This is a genomic window from Pseudomonas sp. GW821-FHT01D09 (genome assembly GCF_059422465.1).
The window spans coordinates 13,636-36,438 of the sequence record NZ_JBWKWY010000020.1 but is presented as its reverse complement, the minus strand read 5'-3'; the positions used below and the strand labels follow the sequence as shown (position 1 = coordinate 36,438).

Below are 22,803 nucleotides of genomic sequence, written 5' to 3'. Positions count from 1 at the left end.
AATGGATAAGACTACCGCAGAGCGTATTGCCAAGCGTTTCATCGGCCTGGGTCTGGAGCAGCGGCGCCAGATCCTGGCAAAGATGAACGAGGCCAACAACAGCTTCAAGCTGTTGCCGATTGTCGCCAGTCGCCATGACGTGCCCCGCATTCCTTTGTCTTTTGCCCAGCAACGCCTGCTGTTTCTCTGGCAGATGGAGCCGCAGAGCCCGTTCTACAACGTGCCGCGTGCCGTGCGCCTCAAGGGGGAGTTGAACGAAACCAGCCTGCGCCAGGCCTTCGATGCGTTGGTGCAGCGCCATGAAGTGCTGCGCACCCGTTTCGTCTCGCAAGACGGTGCCTTCTATCAGCATATTGACGAGCACGCGCCGGTGAATCTGCAGTGCATCGACGTGCCTGCGGCGGCCCTGGAGGCGGCAGAAGCCGGGCTCAAGGCCCTGGTCGCCGAGGAACTGGCGCAGCCCTTCGATCTGATCAACGGCCCGTTGCTGCGGGTCAAACTCTACCGTCTCGGCGCCCAGGAGCATGTGCTGGTGGTGACGGTGCATCACATCGTTTCCGATGGCTGGTCGAGCCAGTTGATGGTCGAGGAATTTGTCCACCTGTATGACGCGATCGCGCACCAGCGTGAGCCCCGGTTGCCAGTCTTGCCGATCCAGTACGCGGACTTTGCCCTGTGGCAACGCAGCTGGATGGAGGCCGGTGAAAGCGAGCGCCAGTTGCAGTACTGGACGCAGACGCTGGGCGACGAGCAGCCGTTGCTGGCGTTGCCGTTGGACCGCGAGCGTCCACCGCTGCCCAGTTATCGCGGCGCGGCGTTCACCGCCGATTGCTCCAGGGCCTTGTCCCAGGCCCTGAAAGCCCTGGGCAGCGAGCGCGGTTACACGTTGTTCATGCTGGTGCTGGCGGGGTTCTCGGTGGTCTTGGCCCGCCAGAGCGGGCAGCGCGATATCCGTCTGGGGGCGCCGAACGCCGGGCGCAATCGCAGTGAAACCGAAGGCCTGATCGGTTTCTTTATCAACACCCAGGTCTTGCGGGTCGAGGTCGACGAGCAGCAGAGTTTCGAGCAGTTGCTGGCACAGGTCAAAGAGGTCGTATTCGGGGCCCAGGCGCATCAGGACTTGCCCTTCGAGCAGTTGGTGGATGCCCTGGCGCCTGAGCGTAACCTGAGCCACAACCCGTTGTTCCAGGTGAAGATCAACCAGAACCTGGCGGGTAGCGGCCTGAGCCACAATGGCCAGGGCAGTTTTTCCGCGCTGGGCATTGAGCCCTTCGAGATCGCGGAACATGACGCGCGTTTCGACCTGGCATTGGACTTCACCGACACTGAACACGGCATCCAGATCAGCTTCAGCTACGCGACCGACCTGTTCGAGCGCGGCACTGTCGAGGCCATGGCCGAGGCGTTGCAGGCCGTATTGCAGGCGATGGTCGCGGCGCCTGCCGCGCCGATTCATCAACGGCCCGGCGTGGCCGGGGTGGTGGGCGAAGAGGTCACGCAGGCTTTCGCGCATCCGCATTTCCTGGGGTTGTGGCAAGCCAACGGGCCCACCCGTGGCGATGCCGCCGCCGTGCGCTGCGAGCAGGCACTCATCAGTTTTGCCGAACTGGAGCAGCAGTCCAACCGCCTGGCCCGGCACTTGCGCGAGCAAGGGTTGCGCAGTGGCGAGGTCGTGGCCCTGGCCCTGGAGCGCAGCGCCGCCTGGACCGTGGGCCTGCTGGCGATACTCAAGGCCGGTGGCGTGTACCTGCCGCTGGATGTGCAACAACCGGCCGAGCGCTTGCAACAGGTGCTCAGTGGCAGTGGCGCGGCCTGGCTGTTGCGCCCGGCGGGCGATAGCCGTATCGAGTGCCAGTGCGCGGTGGTTGACTATGATCCGGCGCAGTTTGCCGCGTACAGCGCCGCCCTGCTGGACCTGCAAGTGGCCCCGGAGCAACCGGCCTACTTGATCTTCACCTCGGGTTCCACCGGGCAGCCCAAGGGGGTGCTGGTCAGCCATCAGGCCTTGGGTAACTACGTACAAGCGATTTTGCAGCAGTTGCGCCTGCCGAGCGATGCCAGCCTGGCGATGATTTCCACCCTGGCGGCGGACCTGGGGCACACCATGCTGTTTGCTGCGCTGGCCAGCGGGCGCCTGTTGCACCTGGTGCCGCAGGCCTATGCGTTCGACCCGGACCGTTTCGCCCGTTACATGCGCGAGCACCGGGTCGGCGCGCTGAAAGTCGTGCCCAGCCATTTGCACAGCCTGTTGCAGGCCGGTAACCCGGCCGATGTGCTGCCGGCCCATGTGTTGGTGCTGGGGGGCGAGACGTGCCCGTGGTCCTTGGTGCACCAGGTGGCGCAACTGGCGCCGGATTGCCGGATCATCAACCATTACGGGCCGACCGAAACCACGGTCGGCGTACTGACCCACGAGGTGACGGGCGAGCGACCCGCGACCTTGAGCGTGCCCGTCGGCCAACCCCTGGCCAATACCCGCGCGCGCCTGCTGGACGCCTACCTCAACCCGGTCGCCGCGCGAGTGGCGGGGGAGTTGTACCTGGGCGGTGCCGGTGTGGCGCAAGGTTATCTGAACCAGCCAGGCTTGACCGCCGAACGTTTTGTGCCTGATCCACAAGGGGGGCAGGGCGAGCGGGTGTACCGCACCGGCGACCGTGCGCGGCGTGTCGATGGCGCGCTGGAGTTTCTCGGGCGTGGCGACGACCAGGTGAAAATCCGTGGCTACCGGGTCGAGCCTGGCGAGGTCCAGCAGGTTTTGCGGCAGTTGGACAGCGTACAAGATGCGGCCGTGCTGGCGTTGCCGATGGACAGCGATGCCGGGCGTGTACAACTGGTTGCCTACTGCGTACTGGCGCCAACGGCCAGCACCGATGCCGAACAACTGACCCGCGAGCTGCAGGGGCGGCTGCCCGACTACATGGTGCCGGCGCGGATCATGTTGCTCGAACGCTTGCCGCTGACGGCCAACGGCAAGCTGGATCGTCGGGCCCTGCCGGTCCCGGATGCACAGGCCCAAGCCTATGTGGCCCCCGGCAATGAGCTGGAACAGGCGTTGGCCGAAGTCTGGGCCCAGGTGCTCAAGGTCGAGCAGGTCGGCACGGGCGACAACTTTTTTGAACTGGGCGGTGACTCGATCCTCAGCCTGCAAATCATTGCCCGGGCCAAGCGTCGCGGGATCAAGCTGACCCCCAAGCAGTTGTTTGAAAAACAGACCATTGCCCAGTTGGCGCAAGTGGCCAAATGGGTCGAGATCAAGGCCCCTGCGGCGCCGGCCAGCACCCGGCAGGTCAGTGGAGCCCAGGCGATGCTGCCGATCCAGGCACGTTTCTTTGCCCTGGATATTCCCCAGCGCCATCACTGGAACCAGTCGATCCTGCTGCACCCCCAGGCCCGCCTGGATGGGGCCGCGTTGAACCTGGCCTTGCAGGCGTTATATGCCCAGCACGATGCGCTGCGCCTGGCCTTCACGCAACAGGGCGAGCAATGGCGCGCCGACTATCAGGCGCACATACCCGGCGAGTTGCTGTGGACTCCCGCGGCCCTGGCGACAGTGGATGAGGTCCAGGCCCTGGCCGATCAGGCCCAGCGCAGCTTGAGCCTGGAGCAGGGCGTGTTGCTGCGTGCCGTCTTGATGGAGTTGCCCCAGGGGCAGCAACGCCTGCAACTGGTGATTCATCACACCGTAGTCGACGGCGTGTCCTGGCGGGTGTTGCTGGAAGATCTGCAAAGCGCCTACACCCAGGCGGCGCGCGGGGAGCCGGTCAAGCTGGCTGGCAAGGGGACTTCGTTGCAAGCCTGGGGCGAGCGTGTGCAGGGCTATGCCCAGAGTGATGCACTTAAGGCCCAGTTGGGTTATTGGCAGGATTGCTTGCAGGGTAGCGTGTTGGATCTGCCTCGCGACAACCCGGACGGCGGCTTGAGCCTGTCCCAGGCTGTTGTGGTATCGACCCGCCTGGATCAGGCCTTGACGCACCAGCTGTTGAAAGTCGCGCCAGCGGCCTACCGGACCCAGGTCAATGACCTGTTGCTGACCGCACTGGCCCGCGTGCTGTGCCGCTGGAGCCAACAGTCTGCGGTGGCGATCCAGCTGGAGGGGCATGGCCGTGAAGCCTTGTTCGATGAGCTGGACATCTCCCGGACCATGGGCTGGTTCACCAGCCTGTTCCCGGTGAAGCTGACCCCGGCTGCCGATCTCGACACGTCGATCAAGCACGTCAAGGAGCAACTGCGTCAGTTGCCGAACAAAGGCATCGGCTACGGCTTGCTGCGTTACTGTGGCGATGCGGCCAGCCAGGCGGCGTTGGCCGACCTCGGCGAGCCACGGATTACCTTTAACTACCTGGGCCAGTTCGACGGGGACTTTGCCGCAGGCCAGGGCGCACTGTTCCTGCCGGCGCCTGAAGCCGACGGTGCCGCACGCAGCGAACTGGGGGAACTGAGCAACTGGCTGAGCATCAACGGTCAGGTGTACGGCGCCGAGCTGGAACTGAGCTGGACCTTCAGCACGGGCATGTATCACCACCACACGGTGCAGGCGTTGGCCGACGATTACGCCGCTGAGCTGGCGGCGCTGATCGAGCATTGCAGTAACGAACAGCACAGTGGTGTGACGCCGTCGGACTTCAACCTGGTGAATGTCACCCAGGCGCAGCTGGAGCGGCTGCCCGTCACGCCACGGGACATCGCCGATCTGTATCCGCTGTCGCCTATGCAGCAGGGGATTGTGTTCCACAACCTGCACGAGCCGGATGGCCCGGCCTACACCAACCAGTTGCGGGTCGATGTGCAGCAATTGGATGCCGAGCGTTTCCGCGCGGCCTGGCAGCAGACCCTGGATGCCCACGATATTCTGCGCACCGCGTTTGTCTGGCCGCAGGAGATGAATGCGCCGCTGCAGATCGTGTTGGGCAGCGTGCCCATGCCACTGGTGATTCATGACTGGCAGGGCCGGGCGAACCTTGAGCAGGCCCTCGATCAGTTGGCCCGTGAGGATTTGGACACTGGTTTTCAGCTTGATCGTGCGCCGTTGCTGCGGGTAATCCTGGTACGTACCGGCGCCAGCACTTATCACCTGATTTACACCAGCCATCACATCCTGATGGACGGCTGGAGCACTTCGCAGCTGTTTGGCGAGGTGTTGCAACGCTACGCCGGGCAGGCGCCTGCCGCAGCGCAGGGGCGCTATCGCGACTACATCGAGTGGTTGAGCCAGCGGGATGCCCAGGCCAGCCAGGGGTTCTGGCGCCAGGCCTTGGAGCACTTGCAGGAGCCGACCCGCCTGGCTGACGCCGTGGGCCCGCAACAGGTGCTGGGCAGTGGTTATGCGGACCATGAGCATCGGTTCAGCGCCGAGCTGACGGCGCAGTTGAACGCGTTTGCCCGCGCGCAAAAAATCACCCTCAACACCCTGATGCAGGCTGCCTGGCTCTTGTTGTTGCAGCGCTACACCGGCCACGCCACGGTGACCTTCGGTGCCACTGTGGCCGGGCGCCCGATGGACTTGCCAGGGGTCGAGCAGCAGATCGGCCTGTTTATCAACACCTTGCCGGTGGTGGCCACGCCGTCGCCGCAACAGACGGTGGCGCAGTGGGTTCAGCAGGTGCAGGACCTTAACCTGGCCTTGCGCGAGCACGAACACACGCCGCTGTATGACATTCAACGCTGGGCCGGGTTGGGGGCGGGCCCGTTGTTTGACAGTCTCCTGGTGTTCGAGAACTACCCGATGTCCGAGGCCTTGCAGCAAGGGCAGGGGAGTGGCCTGGTGTTCTCGCCGATTCGCCGCCAGGAGCAAACCAACTACCCGCTGACCCTGGTGGCCGTGGCAGGCCGCGAGCTGACCCTGGGTTGCAGTTTTGACCAGGCCTGTTTCGACGTGGCGAGTGTCCAGCGTCTGGCCGAGCAACTGGAGCATCTGATGAGCCAGTTCATGGCTGACGCCGGCCAACCACTCGGCGCCCTGGAGTTGTTGCGTGCAGACCCGCGTCAGGCCGCATTGGCCTGGGGGCGTGCGCCGAGTCGCGCACTGGCCACCGCGAGTGTGGTCGCGCAGATCGAGGCCCAGGTACGGCGTGAGCCGCAGGCGCCGGCGCTGGTGTTTGGCGAGGAGCAACTGGATTACGCCACCCTCGATGCCCGGGCCAATCAGTTGGCGCACAAGCTGCGGGCGCTGGGCGTTGGCCCGGAAGTGCGAGTGGGCGTGTGCCTGCGCCGCACCCCGCAGATGGTCATTGGCCTGCTGGCGATCCTCAAGGCGGGCGGTGCTTATGTGCCGCTGGACCCGGAGTACCCACAGGAGCGCTTGCTGCATATGCTCGACGATAGCCAGGCAAGCGTGGTGCTGAGCGAAGCGCCATTGCTCGAGGTGCTGCCCGCCGAGCTGCAAGCCCAGGTGCTGCTGGTCGAGCCGGGCCCGCAATGGCTGCATGACTGGCCGCAGACCTGCCCGGCGCCGCTGACCTGCGCGGCCAACCTGGCGTATGTGATTTACACCTCCGGCTCCACCGGCAAGCCCAAGGGTGTGGCCATCACCCATGGCAACGTCGCGGCATTGGTCCAGTGGTCGCTGGCGACCTATCCGCGTGAAGCCCTGCAAGGGGTGCTGGCCTCGACGTCGATCTGCTTCGACCTGTCGGTGTGGGAGATCTTCGTCACCCTGGCCGGCGGTGGTTTCATGGTGCTTGCGGACAACGCCCTGGCCTTGCCCGAGTTGCCGGCGCGCGCGCGCGTACGCCTGATCAATACCGTGCCCTCGGCGATTGCCGCCTTGCAGCGGGCCGGGCAGATCCCGCCCTCGGTGCAGACCATCAACCTGGCGGGCGAGCCGCTCCGGCAGGCGCTGGTCGACAGCTTGTACGCCAGCACGGCGGTGGAGCGTGTCTACGATTTGTACGGCCCCTCGGAAGACACGACCTATTCGACCTTCACCCTGCGTGTGCCGGGCGGGCGGGCGAATATCGGGCGGCCACTGGAAAACACCACGGCCTACTTGCTCGATTCGCAGTTGCAGGTGCTGCCGGCGGGTGTCGCGGCCGAGTTGTACCTGGCGGGCGCCGGGGTTACCCGTGGTTACCTGATGCGTCCAGGGCTGACCGCAGAGCGGTATGTGCCGGATCCCTTTTCCACTGGCGGTGAGCGGCTATACCGCAGCGGCGACCTGGTACGCCAGGGCGCCGAGGGTGATATCGAGTACATCGGGCGGGCCGACCATCAGGTGAAAGTCCGCGGTTTCCGTATCGAACTGAGCGAGATCGAAGCCCGCCTGCTGGCGCATCCCACCGTGTGCGAGGCGGTCGTACTGACGCAGGAGGGGGCTGGCGGCAACCAGTTGCTGGCCTATGTCGTGGCCGAGCCGGTTGCCGGCGCGCAGCCCGGCCTGGTGGACAGCCTGCGCCGCCATCTGGCGGCCAGCCTGCCGGCGTATATGGTGCCCAGTCATCTGCACCTGATCGACGCGTTGCCATTGACGCCCAATGGCAAGCTTGACCGCAACGTCCTGCTGGCCCTGGGCGGCAACCCACGGCTATTGGAATACGCCGCGCCGCGCACTGACGTGCAACGGGAGGTGGCGACTATCTGGCAGCAAGTGCTGGAAGTCGAACAGGTCGGCTTGAACGATAGTTTCTTCCAGCTCGGCGGCCATTCGTTATTGGCGACCCTGGTGGTCACGCGGATCAGCGAGCGCCTGGGTGACCAGGTGCCGCTCAAGGAGTTGTTTGCCGCAGACACCCTGGAACAGTTCTGTGACCGCATCGAAGCCCTGCGCGCCGATTTGTCGCCGGTTCAGGATCAATTGGCTAAATCTCTGGAGGCCCTCAAACGTCTATCTCTCGATGATCTTGAAAAACTGATTTCTTGAGTGAGGACAACGCGTGCAAGAGCTAATCGAGTCGGTAGGAAAACTTTCGGCCAAACAAAGAAAGGCGCTGGCCGTTCTGCTCAAGCAGAAAGGCCTGAACCTTTTTACGATTGCCCCGGTTTTCCAGCGCGCGGCCGAAGAACCGCTGTTGCTGTCCTATGCCCAGCAACGGCAATGGTTCCTCTGGCAGTGGGCGCCGCAGAGCACGGCTTATAACATCCCGACGGCCCTGCGACTCAAGGGGCGGCTGGATACTGCTGCGTTGCAACGCAGCATCGAGGCCCTGGTCGACCGACACGAAAGCCTGCGCAGCGTGTTCACTCAACAAGATGATCAACCCTTGCAAGTGATCCTGCCCCCAGGGCCTTTTGCATTGGCTATCGATGAACTGCACCTGCCGCAGGGCGAGTCCCTGGAGGCTCACTTGCAGGCATTCGTTGCCGAGGAAACCGGCAAACTCTTTGATTTGCAGGCAGGTCCGCTGATACGCGCGCGTTTGTTGCGTCTGGCTGCGGATGACCATGTGCTGGTGATGACCTTGCATCACATCGTCTCCGACGGCTGGTCGATGCAGGTCATGGTCGAGGAGCTGGTGCAGTTTTATACAGGCTTCAGCCAGGGCCAGGCCGTCCAGCTGCCGGAGTTGACGATCCAGTATCCCGACTACGCGCAATGGCAGCGCCAGTGGATGGAGGCCGGCGAGCAGGAGCGGCAACTGGCCTATTGGCAAGGCAAGCTCGGCGGCGAACAGCCAGTGCTGGAGCTGCCGACCGATTTCCCACGGCCGGCGTTGCAGAGTTTTGCCGGGGCCAGTTGTGGCCTGATTCTGGATGCGGCGCTCGCCGAAGGCCTCAAGGCCCTGGCCAAGCGGGAAAACACCACGCTGTTTGTGCTGTTGCTGGCGTCATTCCAGACCCTGTTGCACCGTTACACTGGTCAGGAAGACATTCGCGTCGGTGTGCCTGTGGCCAATCGGGGGCGCGCTGAAATCGAGCGTTTGATCGGCTTCTTCGTCAATACCCAGGTGCTCAAGGCGGATATCGATGGCCAGGGCTCCTTTATCGAGTTGCTGCGCCAGGTGCGCCAGACCGCCCAGGATGCCCAGGCCCACCAGGACCTGCCGTTCGAGCAACTGGTGGAGGCGTTGCAGCCCGGGCGCAGCCTGAGCCACAGCCCATTGTTCCAGGTGATGTTCAATCACCAGGCCGAAAGCCGCAACGCTGCGCAAAGCGGCCTGGGTGAGCTGAGCATTGAGCGTCTGGAATGGCAAAGCCAGACGGCCCAGTTCGACCTGGTGCTCAACACGATCGAACATGCCCATGGCATCGAAGCGGTGCTCAAGTACGCCACGGATCTGTTCGACGCCAGCACCATCGAACGCCTGGCGCAGCACTGGCAGCACCTGTTGCAGGCCGTGGTCGCTGACCCGACGCAACGCATTGCCCAATTGCCGTTGCTGGCCGCCGCAGACGAGCGGGTGATTCTCGAAGACTGGAACCGCACCGCCGTGGCCTACCCGGCCGGGCAGTGCATCCAGCAGTTGATCGAGGAACAGGCGGCGCGTACCCCCGAGGCGTTGGCGCTGGTGTTTGCCGAGCAAGCACTGAACTACACCGAACTCAATGCCCGGGCCAACCAGTGGGCACACCGCTTGATGGCGCTAGGCGTCGGCCCGGATGTGCTGGTGGGCGTGGCGCTCGAGCGTTCGCTGGACATGGTTATCGGCCTGCTGGCGGTGCTCAAGGCCGGTGGCGCCTATGTGCCGCTGGACCCGGATTACCCGCAGGATCGCCTGACCTACATGATCGAAGACAGTGGCCTCAAACTGCTGTTGAGCCAGGCCCATTTGGCCTTGCCGACCCCGGCTGATGTGCAGATGCTGGACCTGGGCCAGGCCCTGGACGGCTACAGCACGGCGAACCCGCAGGTCGCATTGGACCCGGAAAACCTCGCCTATGCGATCTACACCTCCGGCTCCACCGGCAAGCCCAAGGGCGTGATGGTGCGCCACGGCGCGCTGACCAACTTCATTGTCAGCATGGCCGCCGTACCGGGGATCGCTGCGCAGGATCGCCTGCTGTCGCTGACCACGTTCTCTTTCGATATCTTCGGCCTGGAGCTGTACGCGCCGTTGATGGTCGGCGCACGCGTGGTGCTGGCCAGCCAGGACACCCAGCGCGATCCCGAATTGATCCTGCAACAGGTGCAAGAGCAGGGCATCACGCTGCTGCAAGCCACGCCCTCGACCTGGCGCATGTTGCTGGAAAGCCCCAACGCGGGGGCCCTGGCGGGCCGGCGCTTGCTGTGCGGCGGCGAGGCGCTGGCCGATGAACTGGCGCAGCGCATGACGGCCCTGGGGGCCGAGACCTGGAACCTGTATGGCCCGACCGAGACCACCATCTGGTCGGCCTTGCAGCCGTTGACGGGCGAACACAGCCAGCCGTACCTGGGCAAGGCGATCAATAACACCTCGCTGTACATCCTCGGTGAAGACCTGTCGGCCAACCCGGTGGGGGTGGCCGGCGAGCTGTTGATCGGTGGCGATGGCCTGGCGCGCGGCTATTTCGAGCGCCCGGGGCTGACTGCCGAGCGTTTCCTGCCCAATCCCTATGGCGAGCCGGGCGGGCGCTTCTACCGCACCGGCGACCTGGCGCGCTACCGCGCAGACGGGGTGATCGACTACATCAGCCGGATCGACCATCAGGTGAAGATCCGTGGGTTCCGTATCGAACTGGGGGAAATCGAAGCGCGTCTGCTGGAGCACAGCGAGGTGCGCGAAGCCGTGGTGGTGGCCCAGGACGGTGCGCACGGCGCGGTGCTGGTCAGTTACCTGGTGGCGCCTGAGGCGGCACAAGACAGCTTGCGTGAAGCGCTGAAACACCGCCTGCAGCAACAATTGCCGGACTATATGGTGCCGCAGCACTGGCTGTTCATGGCGCGCCTGCCGCTGACGCCCAACGGCAAGCTGGACCGCAAGGCCCTGCCCAAGCCGGACGCCAGCCAGGTGCAGCAGCACTACCTGGCGCCGAGGACCGAACGCCAGTGGCAAGTGGCGCAGATCTGGCAGGCAGTGCTCAAGCTGGAGCAAGTGGGGCTGACGGACAACTTCTTTGAACTGGGCGGGCACTCGTTGCTGGCCACCCAGGTCATGTCGCGGGTGCGGCAGTTGCTGGGCGTGGAAGTCCCGCTGCGCACCTTGTTTGAGCACAGCACCTTGCAGGCCTTTGTCCAGGCCCTGGAGCCAGAAGCGTCGAGTGTGCAGGCCCCGGCGTTGACTCGGGTCGCACGCGATCAAGCGTTGCCGCTGTCCTATGCCCAGGAGCGCCAATGGTTCCTCTGGCAGTTGGACCCGGACAGCGCCGCCTACCATATTCCGACGGCGTTACGCCTGCGCGGCGTACTGGATGTGGCTGCTTTGCAGCGCAGTTTCAACGCGCTGCTGGCGCGTCATGAGAGCCTGCGCACGCAGTTTATCGAGGCCGATGGGCGCACCGTGCAGGTGATTCAGCCCGAGATGACACTGACCCTCGCCGTCGAGCCCTTCGGCCCCACAGCCGATTTCGATAGCCGGCTCAAGGCCCGGGTCGATGAGGAAATCAGCCAGTTGTTCAATCTGCAACAAGGCCCGTTGCTGCGGGCCAGGCTGCTGCAATTGGCCAGCGATGACTACGTGCTGATCGTGACCCAGCACCATATCGTCTCCGACCGCTGGTCGATGAAAGTGACCGTGGATGAGTTGATTGACCTCTATGCCGGGTACAGCCAGGGCCGGGACGTGCAACTGCCGGCCTTGCCGATCCAGTACGCCGACTATGCACTGTGGCAGCGCCAGTGGATGGACAGCGGCGAGCGCGAGCGTCAACTGGCCTACTGGCTGGAGCAACTGGCCGGTGAGCAGCCGGTGCTGGAGTTGCCGACCGATCACCCGCGCCCGGCCCAGCAGAGTTACCGTGGCGCGCAAATTCATATCCCGTTGCGCCCAGGGTTGGGCATGGCGTTGAAGCAGTTGGCCCAGCGCGAGCAGGTCACGCTGTTCATGCTGTTGCTGGCTTCGTTCCAGGCCTTGTTGCATCGCTACAGCGGGCAAAACGACATTCGGGTCGGGGTGCCCATCGCCAACCGTAACCGGCTGGAGACCGAGGGCCTGATTGGCTTCTTCGTCAATACCCAGGTGCTCAAGGCGCAGTTCAGCGAAGGCTTGTCGTTTCGCGATTTGCTCGGCCAGGTGCGTCGCACCGCATTGGCTGGCCAGGCCTGGCAGGACCTGCCGTTCGAGCAGTTGGTCGACCGCTTGCAGCCCGAGCGCAGCCTGAGCCATAACCCGTTGTTCCAGGTGATGTTCAACCATCAGAGCCAGGACCCTCAGGTCCAGCACAGCACTCAACTGGGCGCGTTGCAGGTCGAAGGCTTGAGCTGGGAGAGCACCACTGCGCAATTTGACCTGACCTTGAACACCTTTGAATCCGAAGACGGGGTGTCGGCGTCACTGATCTATGCCACTGACCTGTTCGAGGCCGCGACCATCGAGCGCCTGGCCTTGCACTGGCAAACCCTGCTGGAGGGGATTGTCAGCCATCCGCAGCAGTCGGTGGCCGAGCTGGCGCTACTCAGCGCCCACGAGGTGCAACTGATCAGCCACGACTGGAATGCCAACGCTTCGCCCTTTGCCGATCAGCCCGGTATCCAGCATCTGATCGAAGCGCGCGCGGCGCAACAACCGGAGGCCCTGGCCCTGGTGTCGGGCGAGCACACCCTCAGTTACGCCCAACTCAATGCGCGGGCCAACCAGTTGGCACACCGTCTGATCGAGTTGGGGATTGCCGCGGAAGTCCGGGTGGGTGTGGCGATGCCGCGCTCCAGCGAGTTGGTGATTGCCTTGCTGGCGGTCTTGAAGGCCGGTGGCGCCTATGTGCCGCTGGACCCGGATTACCCGCAGGAGCGTGTGGCCTACATGCTTGAAGACAGCCAGGCCAAGGTGTTGTTGACCCAGGCCGGCTTGCTGGCACAACTGCCCCAGGGGGACGCCCAGGTACTGCTGGTGGAGGCCGGTGGCTATGAATTTGCCGGGTATCCTGAGCACAACCCGGGGCCGCGTGGGCACTCGTCGAACCTGGCCTATGTGATTTACACCTCCGGCTCCACGGGCAAACCCAAGGGCGTGGCGATTGCCCACCGTAACGTGCTGGCGCTGATCCACTGGTCGCAGCAGGTGTACCGCCAGGCTGACCTGCAAGGTGTCCTGGCCTCGACGTCGGTGTGTTTCGACCTGTCGGTCTGGGAAATCTTCGTCACCCTGGCCAGTGGCGGCTCACTCATCATGGCGCGCAATGCCCTGGAGCTGCCTGAGCTGGCGGCCCGCGATCAAGTACGCCTGATCAACACCGTACCGTCGGCGATTGCCGCCCTGCAGCGGGCCGGGCAGATTCCTGCCAGTGTGCGCATCATCAACCTGGCCGGCGAACCGCTGAAGCAGGCGCTGGTAGACGTCCTCTACGCGCAGCCCACGGTGGCGCACGTCTATGACTTGTATGGCCCATCGGAAGACACCACCTATTCGACCTGGACCCGGCGCGGCCGCGGGGCGTCGGCCAATATTGGCCGGCCCCTGGCCAACACCGCCAGCTACTTGCTGGACCGCCAGTTGCAAAGCGTACCGGTGGGCGTCGCGGCCGAGCTGTACCTGGCGGGCGAAGGCATTACCCGTGGCTACCTGTTCCGCCCCGGCCTGACTGCCGAACGCTATGTGCCCAACCCGTTCTCGACCACGGGCGAGCGTCTGTACCGTACCGGTGACCTGACCCGTTACCGCGCCGATGGCGTGCTCGAATACGTTGGGCGCATCGACCATCAGGTCAAGGTGCGTGGCTTCCGTATCGAATTGGGGGAAATCGAGGCGCGGTTGCTGGCTCTTGAGTCGGTGCGCGAAGGCGTGGTGTTGGCGATCGACGGGGCCAGCGGCCAGCAGTTGGTGGCCTATCTGGTGGCATCGGTCAGTGCCAGCGCAGGGCCGGCCGCCCTGGGCGAGGCGATCAAGGCACAACTCAAGGAGCACTTGCCGGAGTACATGGTGCCGGCGCATGTGGTGTTCCTCGACCAGTTGCCGCTGACCCCCAATGGCAAGCTCGACCGCAAGGCTTTGCCGGCCCCGGACCTGACCCAGAACCTGCGGGCCTATCTCGCCCCGGGCAATGCCCTGGAGCGCCAGCTGGTGGCGATCTGGCAGGACATCCTCAAGCTGGAACAGGTCGGGGTCACCGATAACTTCTTTACCCTGGGTGGCGACTCGATCATCTCGATCCAGGTGGTCAGCCGGGCGCGTCAGGCGGGCATTCGCTTTACCCCTAAAGACTTGTTCCAGCAACAAACCGTGCAGCGCCTGGCGAGGGTGGCCGAGGTCGGCGAACCGGACGTACTCGGTGAGCAAGGCCCGATAAGCGGGACCAGCGCCCTGTTGCCGGTGCAGCAGTGGTTCTTTGAACAGGCCATCCCCGAGCGTCAACGCTGGAACCAATCGGTGTTGCTCAAACCGTTGAACCCTTTGCATCCGCAACGCCTTGAGCAGGCCTTGCAGGCGCTGATCAGTCATCACGACGGGTTGCGCCTGAGCTTTGATCCGCAGGCCCTGACGGCCAGCTATCGCTCCCCGGCGCAACAGCAGCAGATGCCCGCGCCGCTCTGGCACAGAACGGTGGCCGACCTGGGCGAGCTTGAACGGCTTGCCGACCAGGCCCAGGGCAGTCTCGACCTGGAGCAGGGGCCACTCCTGCGCGCCGTGCTCTTTGAGTTGCCCAATGCCCAGCAGCGCCTGTTACTGGTGGTGCATCACTTGGTGGTGGACGGCGTGTCGTGGCGCATTCTGCTGGAGGACCTGCAAGGTGCCTACAAGCAGCTGTTGGCTGAGCAGGCGGTGCTGTTCAGCCCCAAGACGGTGTCATTCAAACGCTGGGTCGAGCACGTGCAGGCCTATAGCCAGAGCGCCGCTTTACGGCAACAGTTGCCCTACTGGCAGGCCCAGGGGCTGGCCGATGCCGCGCAACTGCCTTGCGATAACCCGCAAGGCTCACTGCAAAACTGTCACGCCCAGACGGTCTACACGCGCCTGGGCTCAACCCTGACCCGCCAGTTGTTGCAAGACACGGCCGCAGCCTATCGGACCCAGATCAACGACTTGCTGTTGGCCGCGTTGGCGCGGGTGGTCTGCCGCTGGACCGGGCAGGGCTCAACGTTGATCCAGCTTGAGGGCCATGGTCGTGAGGAGTTGTCCGAGCCGTTGGACTTGACCCGCACCCTGGGCTGGTTCACCAGTATGTTCCCGGTCAAGCTGACGCCCGCCGACGCGATTGCCGACTCGATCAAACAGATCAAGGAGCAACTGCGTGCGGTTCCGGATCGCGGGATCGGCTTTGGCCTGTTGCGTTACCTGGGCGACGAGCCGACGCGCCAGGCCCTGAGTCAACAGGCAGTGCCGCGCATTACCTTCAACTACCTGGGGCAGTTCGACGGCAGTTTCGATGCCGAGGACGCTGGGCTGTTTGTCCCGGCCATTGAAGCCAAAGGCGCCGAGCACAGCCCGCTGGCGTCATTGGGCAACTGGTTGTCGCTCAATGGCCAAGTGTATGGCGGTGAGCTGAGCCTGGGTTGGACCTTCAGTGAGCAGATGTTCAGTGAACCGGTGATCCAGCGCCTGGCCGATGAATACGCCCGGGAGCTTAAGCAACTGATCGAGCATTGTTGCCAGCCGCAGCATCGTGGGCTGACACCGTCGGACTTCCCGCTGGCGAACCTGAGCCAGCAGCAACTGGACGCGTTGCCGGTCAGCGCCGATGCGATGGAGGATGTGTACGCGTTGTCGCCGATGCAGCGCGGCATGTTGTTCCATGCCTTGTATGAACCACAGGGCGGCAGCTACACCAACCAGGTCCGGCTGGATGTCGAGGGCCTTGATCCGCAGCGTTTCAAGGCGGCCTGGCAAGCCACGATGGATGCCCGCGATGTGTTGCGCACCCGCTTTATCTGGCAGGGCAGCCTGGAGCAACCGGTGCAGGTGGTTCACCCACACGTCAGCGTGCCGTTCACGATAGTGGACTGGCAAGGGCGTGCCGACCTCGAAGCCGCACTGGATGCCCGGGCCTTGGCCGAGCTGGCACAGGGCTTTGATTTGTCGCAGGCGCCGCTGTTGCGCCTGGTGCTGGTACGCGTCGATGCACAGCGTTATCACTTGATCTATACCAACCACCATATCCTTATGGACGGCTGGAGTGCCTCGCAGTTGATGGGGGAGGTGCTGCAGCGCTACAGCGGTGAAGCGCTGGCGTTGAATGCCGGCCGCTATCGTGACTACATTCAGTGGCTGCAACGCCAGGATGCCGAGGCCAGCGAGCGCTTCTGGAAAGAGCAACTGCTGGCGCTCAATGAGCCGACCCACCTGGCCCGTGCGATCGCATACGCGCCGGTTGCCGGTGTGCAGACGCTTTATGGCGAGCAACGCCAAGTTTTGGACGAGCCCACCACCCAGCGTCTGCGCAGTCTGGCCCAGGCTCACAAAGTCACCCTTAACACCCTGGTCCAGGCGGCCTGGCTGTTGCTGCTCAAGCGTTATACCGGGCAAGCGAGCGTGGCGTTCGGGGCCACCGTGTCCGGGCGCCCAGCGGACCTCAAGGGCGTCGAACAACAGATCGGGCTGTTCATCAACACGCTGCCGGTGATTGCCAGCCCACAACCCGAGCAAAGCCTGGAGAGCTGGTTGCACAGTGTGCAGCAGTTGAACCTGCGCCTGCGTGAGTACGAATACACGCCGCTGTTCGACATTCAGCGTTGGGCAGGGCAAGACGGTGGTGACCTGTTCGACAGCCTGTTGGTGTTCGAGAACTACCCGGTGTCTGCGGTGCTGGAGCAGGAAGCGCCGCAGGAACTGGTGTTCAAGAACGTCAGTTATTTCGAGCGGACCAACTACCCGTTGACCGTGATGATTGGCGTCGGTCAGACCCTGGCGTTCAACTTCAGTTACCAGTGTGCGCATTTCGCGGCTTCGAGCATTGCTCAGGTGAGCGAACAACTGCTGGCGGTGCTTGAGCAGATGCTTGAGGTGGCAGCGGACAGTCCGCTGGGCGAGCTCAAGTTGTTTGCGGCCAGCCAGCAGCAAATGCTGCATGACTGGAACCGCAGCGCCGTGGCCTACCCGGCCGGGCAGTGCATCCAGCAGTTGATCGAGGAACAGGCGGCGCGTACCCCGCAAGCGCTGGCGCTGGTATTTGCCGAGCAAGCACTGAGCTACGCCGAACTCAACGCCCGGGCCAACCAGTGGGCACACCGCCTGATGGAGCTGGGCGTCGGCCCGGATGTGCTGGTGGGCGTGGCGCTCGAGCGTTCGCTGGACATGGTCATCGGCCTGCTGGCGGTGCTCAAGGCCGGTGGCGCCTATGTGCCGCTGGACCCGGAGTACCCGCAGGATCGCCTGACCTACATGATCGAAGACAGCGGCCTCACGCTGCTGCTGAGCCAGGCCCATTTGGCCTTGCCGACCCAGGCTGATGTGCAGGTATTGGATTTGGGCCAGGCCCTGGACGGCTACAGCACGGCAAACCCACAGGTTGCGCTGGACCCGGAAAACCTCGCCTATGCGATCTACACCTCCGGCTCCACCGGCAAGCCCAAGGGCGTGATGGTGCGCCATGGCGCGCTGACCAACTTCATCGTCAGCATGGCCGCCGCGCCGGGGATCGCTGCGCCGGATCGCCTGCTGTCGCTGACCACGTTCTCCTTCGATATCTTCGGCCTGGAGTTGTACGCGCCGTTGATGGTCGGCGCACGGGTGGTGCTGGCCAGCCAGGACACCCAGCGTGATCCCGAATTGATTCTGCAACAGGTGCAAGAGCAGGGCATCACGCTGCTGCAAGCCACGCCCTCGACCTGGCGCATGTTGCTGGAAAGCCCCAACGCGGGCGTCCTGGCGGGCCGGCGCTTGCTGTGTGGCGGTGAAGCGCTGGCCGATGAGTTGGCGCAGCGCATGACGGCCCTGGGGGCCGAGACCTGGAACCTGTATGGCCCGACCGAGACCACCATTTGGTCGGCCTTGCAGCCGTTGACGGGCGAGCACAGCCAGCCGTACCTGGGCAAGGCAATCAATAACACGTCGTTGTATATCCTCGGTGAGGACCTGTCGGCCAACCCGGTGGGGGTGGCCGGCGAGTTGCTGATCGGTGGCGATGGCCTGGCGCGCGGCTACTTCGAGCGCCCGGGGCTGACCGCCGAGCGTTTCCTGCCCAACCCCTATGGCGAACCGGGCGGGCGCTTCTACCGCACCGGCGACCTGGCGCGCTACCGCGCAGACGGGGTGATCGACTACATCAGCCGGATCGACCATCAGGTGAAGATCCGTGGTTTCCGCATCGAGTTGGGAGAGATCGAAGCGCGTCTGCTGGAGCAAACCAGCGTCGTCGAGGCCGTGGTGGTGGCTGTTCCCGGACCCACCGGGCCGCGCCTGGTCGGTTATGTGGTGCCTCAAGACCGCTGGCTGCTGGCGGCCGAACAACCGCGCCAGGCGGATTTCGTCAGCCAGCTGAGCGAGCAATTGAGCATCCACCTGGCCGATTACATGGTGCCGTCTGCCCTGGTATTGCTTGAGCGCATGCCGTTGACCCCCAACGGCAAGCTGGACCGCAAGGCCCTGCCGGTGCCGGACCAGGCATTGGCCCAACCGGCGTTCGTCGCGCCCGGCAGCGAGGTCGAACGTCTGCTGGCCGAGATCTGGCAAGGTGTGCTGGGGGTTCGTCAGGTTGGGGTGAGCGATAACTTCTTTGCCCTGGGGGGCGACTCCATCAGCTCGATCCAGGTGGTCAGCCGTGCCCGTCAGGCGGGCCTGGCGCTGAGCCCCCGGGATATTTTCCAGCACCGTAGCATCGAGGCCCTGGCCCGGCATATCCGCTGGGCTGTACCGGCGATTGCGGCTGATAGCACCTTTAGCGAACAACCGTTGCATGGGCTCAGCGATGAACAGTTGCAGGGTCTTGGGTTGCCTCTGGAGCGTATCGAACAGCTGTATCCCTTGTCGCCCATGCAGCAGGGTATGTTGTTCCTCGGGCTGAATGCGCCGGATGCCGAGCTCTACATCAACCAGTTGAGCATTCCGGTGCAGGGCCTGGATGTCGAGCGCTTCAAACGCGCCTGGGGCGCGGCTTGCGAGCGGCATGCCATTTTGCGCACCGGCTTTGTCTGGCAAGGCCTGGAGCAGCCGTTGCAATTTGTCATGGCGCGTCTTGAGCTGCCATTGGTCGAGTTGGACCTGCAAGGCGCCAACGATTTGCCCCAACGCCTGGAGCAACTGGCCCGCGATGAGCGTGAACGGGGCTTCGATCTGGAGCGCCCGCCGTTGCAGCGCATTGTCCTGGCACGGCTGGGGCCCGACAGCTACCAGATGGTCTGGACCTATCACCACTTGCTGATCGACGGCTGGAGCGTGTCGCAACTGCTGGGAGAGATCCTGCAGCACTACTCGGGCGCAGCGTTGCCGGAGCCTGTGGCCTATCGCAATTACATCGCCTGGCTGCGCCAGCAAGACCCACAGGCCAGCCAGGCGTTCTGGAGCCAGCAGTTGGCACGCCTGGACGCGCCGACCTACCTGGCCAATGCGTTTGCGACCGGGCAACGCGGCGACGGCCATCATGCGTTGTACAGCCGCTTGGGCGAGGCCGCGACCGAACGCTTGAAAGGTTTTGCGCAAGCCCAGCACGTCACGCTCAATACCCTGGTGCAAGCGGCCTGGCTGATCTTGCTCAGTCGCTACAGCGGCCAGAGCAGCGTGGCGTTCGGTGCCACGGTTGCCGGGCGTCCGGCTGAGCTGGCCGATTCCGAACGCATGCTGGGGTTGTTCATCAACACCCTGCCGGTGATTCAAGTGATCGATCCTGCGCGCCCATTGGGTGACTGGCTACGCGAGATCCAGGATTACAACCTGCAACTGCGCGAACGCGAGTACACGCCGCTGTCCGATGTACAACGCTGGGCCGGGCGCAGTGGCCAGGCCTTGTTCGACAGCATTATCGTGTTTGAAAACCACCCGGTCGACCAGGCCCTCAATGCGGTCGAGGATCCACGCCTGCGCTTTGGCGAGACCGGCAGCTACGGGCGCACTGACATTCCGATGGACCTGATGGTGACGCTCGAAGACGGCCTGGTCATCGAGTACATGTACTTGCAGGCGCATTTCGACGAAGCTTCGGTGCAGAGCATTCGCCGCAACATGGAAGGGCTGCTGGAACAACTGGCGAGCAATGCGCATCAGCTGTTGGGCACTCTCGGTCTGCCTGAGGCACTGACTGGCGAGGCGCAGCCGGTGGCGGCCGGATTCGATGGCCTGTATGTGCACCAGCGTATTGCCCGGCATGCCGCCCGTGCGCCGCAGCAACCTGCCGTGTTGTTTGGCGAGACCGTGTGCGGCTATGCCGAACTGGACGCCGCCGCCAACCGCCTGGCGCACCTGTTGGTCGCCGAAGGCGTGGGGCCGGAGGTGCGAGTGGGGGTGGCCATGCCACGCGGCGAATCGCTGATCGTGGCCTTGCTCGCGGTCTTCAAGGCCGGTGGCGCCTATGTGCCGCTGGACACCGGCTACCCCAAGGAGCGTCTGGCCTACCTGATGGAAGACTCCGGGATTGCCTTGCTGCTGACCGACACCGCGTTGCGCCAGACGCTGCCGGTATTGGCCCATGTGCGGGTGCTGGAACTCGATCGACTGGACCTCGCCGACCGGCCCGCGACAGACCCGCAAGTGCCGCTGCACGCGCAAAACCTGGCCTACGTGATCTACACCTCGGGGTCTACCGGCCTGCCCAAAGGCGTGGCAGTGGCCCATGGTCCGCTGGCCATGCATTGCCGGGCGATTGGCGAGCGCTACAGCATGGGGCCTGAAGACTGCGAATTGCTGTTTATGTCCTTTGCCTTCGACGGTGCCCATGAGCGCTGGCTGACCACGCTGACGCACGGCGGGCGCCTGTTGATTCGCGATGACAACCTGTGGACGCCGGAACAGACCTTTGCGGCCTTGCACCAGCATCGCGTGAGTGTCGCGGCGTTCCCGCCGGTGTACCTGCAACAGTTGGCCGAGCATGCCGAGCGTGAAGGCAACCCGCCGGCGGTGCGTATCTATTGCTTTGGCGGGGATGCGGTGCCGCAGGCCAGCCTGGCCCTGGCACAGCGGGCCTTGCAACCGCAGTTCATCATCAACGGCTATGGCCCGACCGAAACCGTGGTCACGCCGCTGATCTGGAAGGCGGGGCCCGACGACACCTGCGGGGCGGCTTACGCGCCCATTGGCAGCAAGGTCGGTGCGCGCAGCACCTATGTCCTGGACAGCGACCTGAACCCCTTGCCCAAAGGCGCCGCGGGTGAGTTGTACCTGGGGGGCTACGGCATGGCCCGGGGTTACCTGGACCGTGCGGGGCTGACGGCCGAACGTTTTGTAGTGGACCCGTTCAGCCTCGACGGTGGGCGCTTGTACCGTACCGGTGACCTGGTGCGCGAACGCCAGGATGGGGTCTTCGATTATCTGGGGCGTATCGACAACCAGGTGAAGATCCGTGGGTTCCGTATCGAGCTGGGCGAAATCGAATCGCGCCTCAAGGGCTGTGCCGGGGTGCGGGACGCCGTCGTCGTCGCCCGTGAGGGTGGCAGCGGCAAGCAACTGGTCGGCTATGTGGTGCCCCAGGACATGCAGGGCGACCGCAACTGGTGCGAGCACCTGCGCGAACAACTGCGGGGCGAGTTGCCGGACTACATGGTGCCGGCGCACATGATGGTGCTGGCGCGTATGCCGCTGACCCCCAATGGCAAGCTCGACCGCAAAGGCCTGCCAGACCCCGATATCAACCAGCAGCAACGCGGCTATGTCGCGCCGCGCACCGAGCTGGAGACAGACCTGGCGCAGATCTGGCAGAACGTACTCAAAGTCGAGCAGGTCGGCCTGACGGACAACTTCTTCGAGCTGGGTGGCGACTCGATCCTCAGCCTGCAAGTGGTGGCCAAGGCGCGTGCGCTGAAGGTGCATGGCTTCAGTCTGAAACTGCGCGACCTGATGCAGAAACCGACGATTGCTGAACTGACCGGCAGCGCTGAGGCGCCTGAGGCGAAACCGACGTCAATGCTGACGATGAATCAGGCGGGGACGCAACTGGCCCCTTTGTTCTGTGTACACGCCGGCTTTGGCACGGTATTCGACTACGAGCCCGTAGCGCGGCTGTTGGCCGGGCGCCGCTCGGTGCAGGCGATTCAGTGCCGCATGCTGCTTGACGCCCACTGGCAGGAGCAGTCGCTGGAGCACATGGCCGTGGCTTACGTCGCTGACTTGCGCACACGACAACCCGAGGGGCCTTACCATTTGCTGGGCTGGTCCCTGGGCGGCACGCTGGCCATATTGATGGCGGCGGAGCTGGAGCGCCAGGGCCAGCAGGTCGAGTTCCTTGGCCTGATGGACAGTTTCGTTCCGGGCACCGAGCCCGGTGCGCAGAGGGATGAGGGGCTGGAGGATCTGCACGCGTTTATCCAGGTGATGATGCCTGGCGTGCAGGCGACCCTGCCGCTGACCCTGGATGAAAGCCCGGCGGGCTTGCGTCAACTGTTCGCCGGCTTACTCGCGCAGCAGACGGTCGCCGTAGGCTCGCTGTCCCAGGTGTTGGGGGCGGATGAGCTGGGGCATATCTTCAGCGTGGCTCGGCGTCTCAAGTGTTTGTCCCAGGCATTGGTCCGGTGCCCGCCGATCCAGGCGACGCCTCATTGTTGGTGGGCCGCAGGCCATGAAGCGGCGGCCCAGGCGTTGAGCCTGCAAATAGGCCAGGACGCTGGCGGTCCGAGCTTGCCTTGCGGGCATTTTGAAGTGCCTCGCAATCCGCGTTTCCTTGAGAGCCTGGATCAGGCCCTTACCCGGTTGCTGAACCCCATCAGCGCTTGAACCTGAACCT

2 protein-coding genes are annotated in these 22,803 nt (G+C 64.2%); both read left to right on the top strand.

The window, feature by feature from the left end:
- The first annotated feature begins 1 nt into the window (after window position 1).
- Window positions 2-7,855, top strand: coding sequence for an amino acid adenylation domain-containing protein (locus tag AC07W7_RS17790; RefSeq protein WP_495039792.1), 7,854 nt, complete (start codon window positions 2-4; stop codon window positions 7,853-7,855).
- 13 nt (window positions 7,856-7,868) lie between these two features.
- Window positions 7,869-22,793 (top strand): non-ribosomal peptide synthase/polyketide synthase, encoded by a 14,925-nt coding sequence (locus tag AC07W7_RS17785; protein ID WP_495039791.1) that lies wholly within the window; start codon window positions 7,869-7,871, stop codon window positions 22,791-22,793.
- The last annotated feature ends 10 nt before the right edge of the window (window positions 22,794-22,803 follow it).

What these genes read in the sequence shown, in the direction of transcription:
- AC07W7_RS17790 (WP_495039792.1), top strand. Translation starts at nt 2, where the DNA reads ATGGATAAGACTACCGCAGAGCGTATTGCCAAGCGTTTCATCGGCCTG.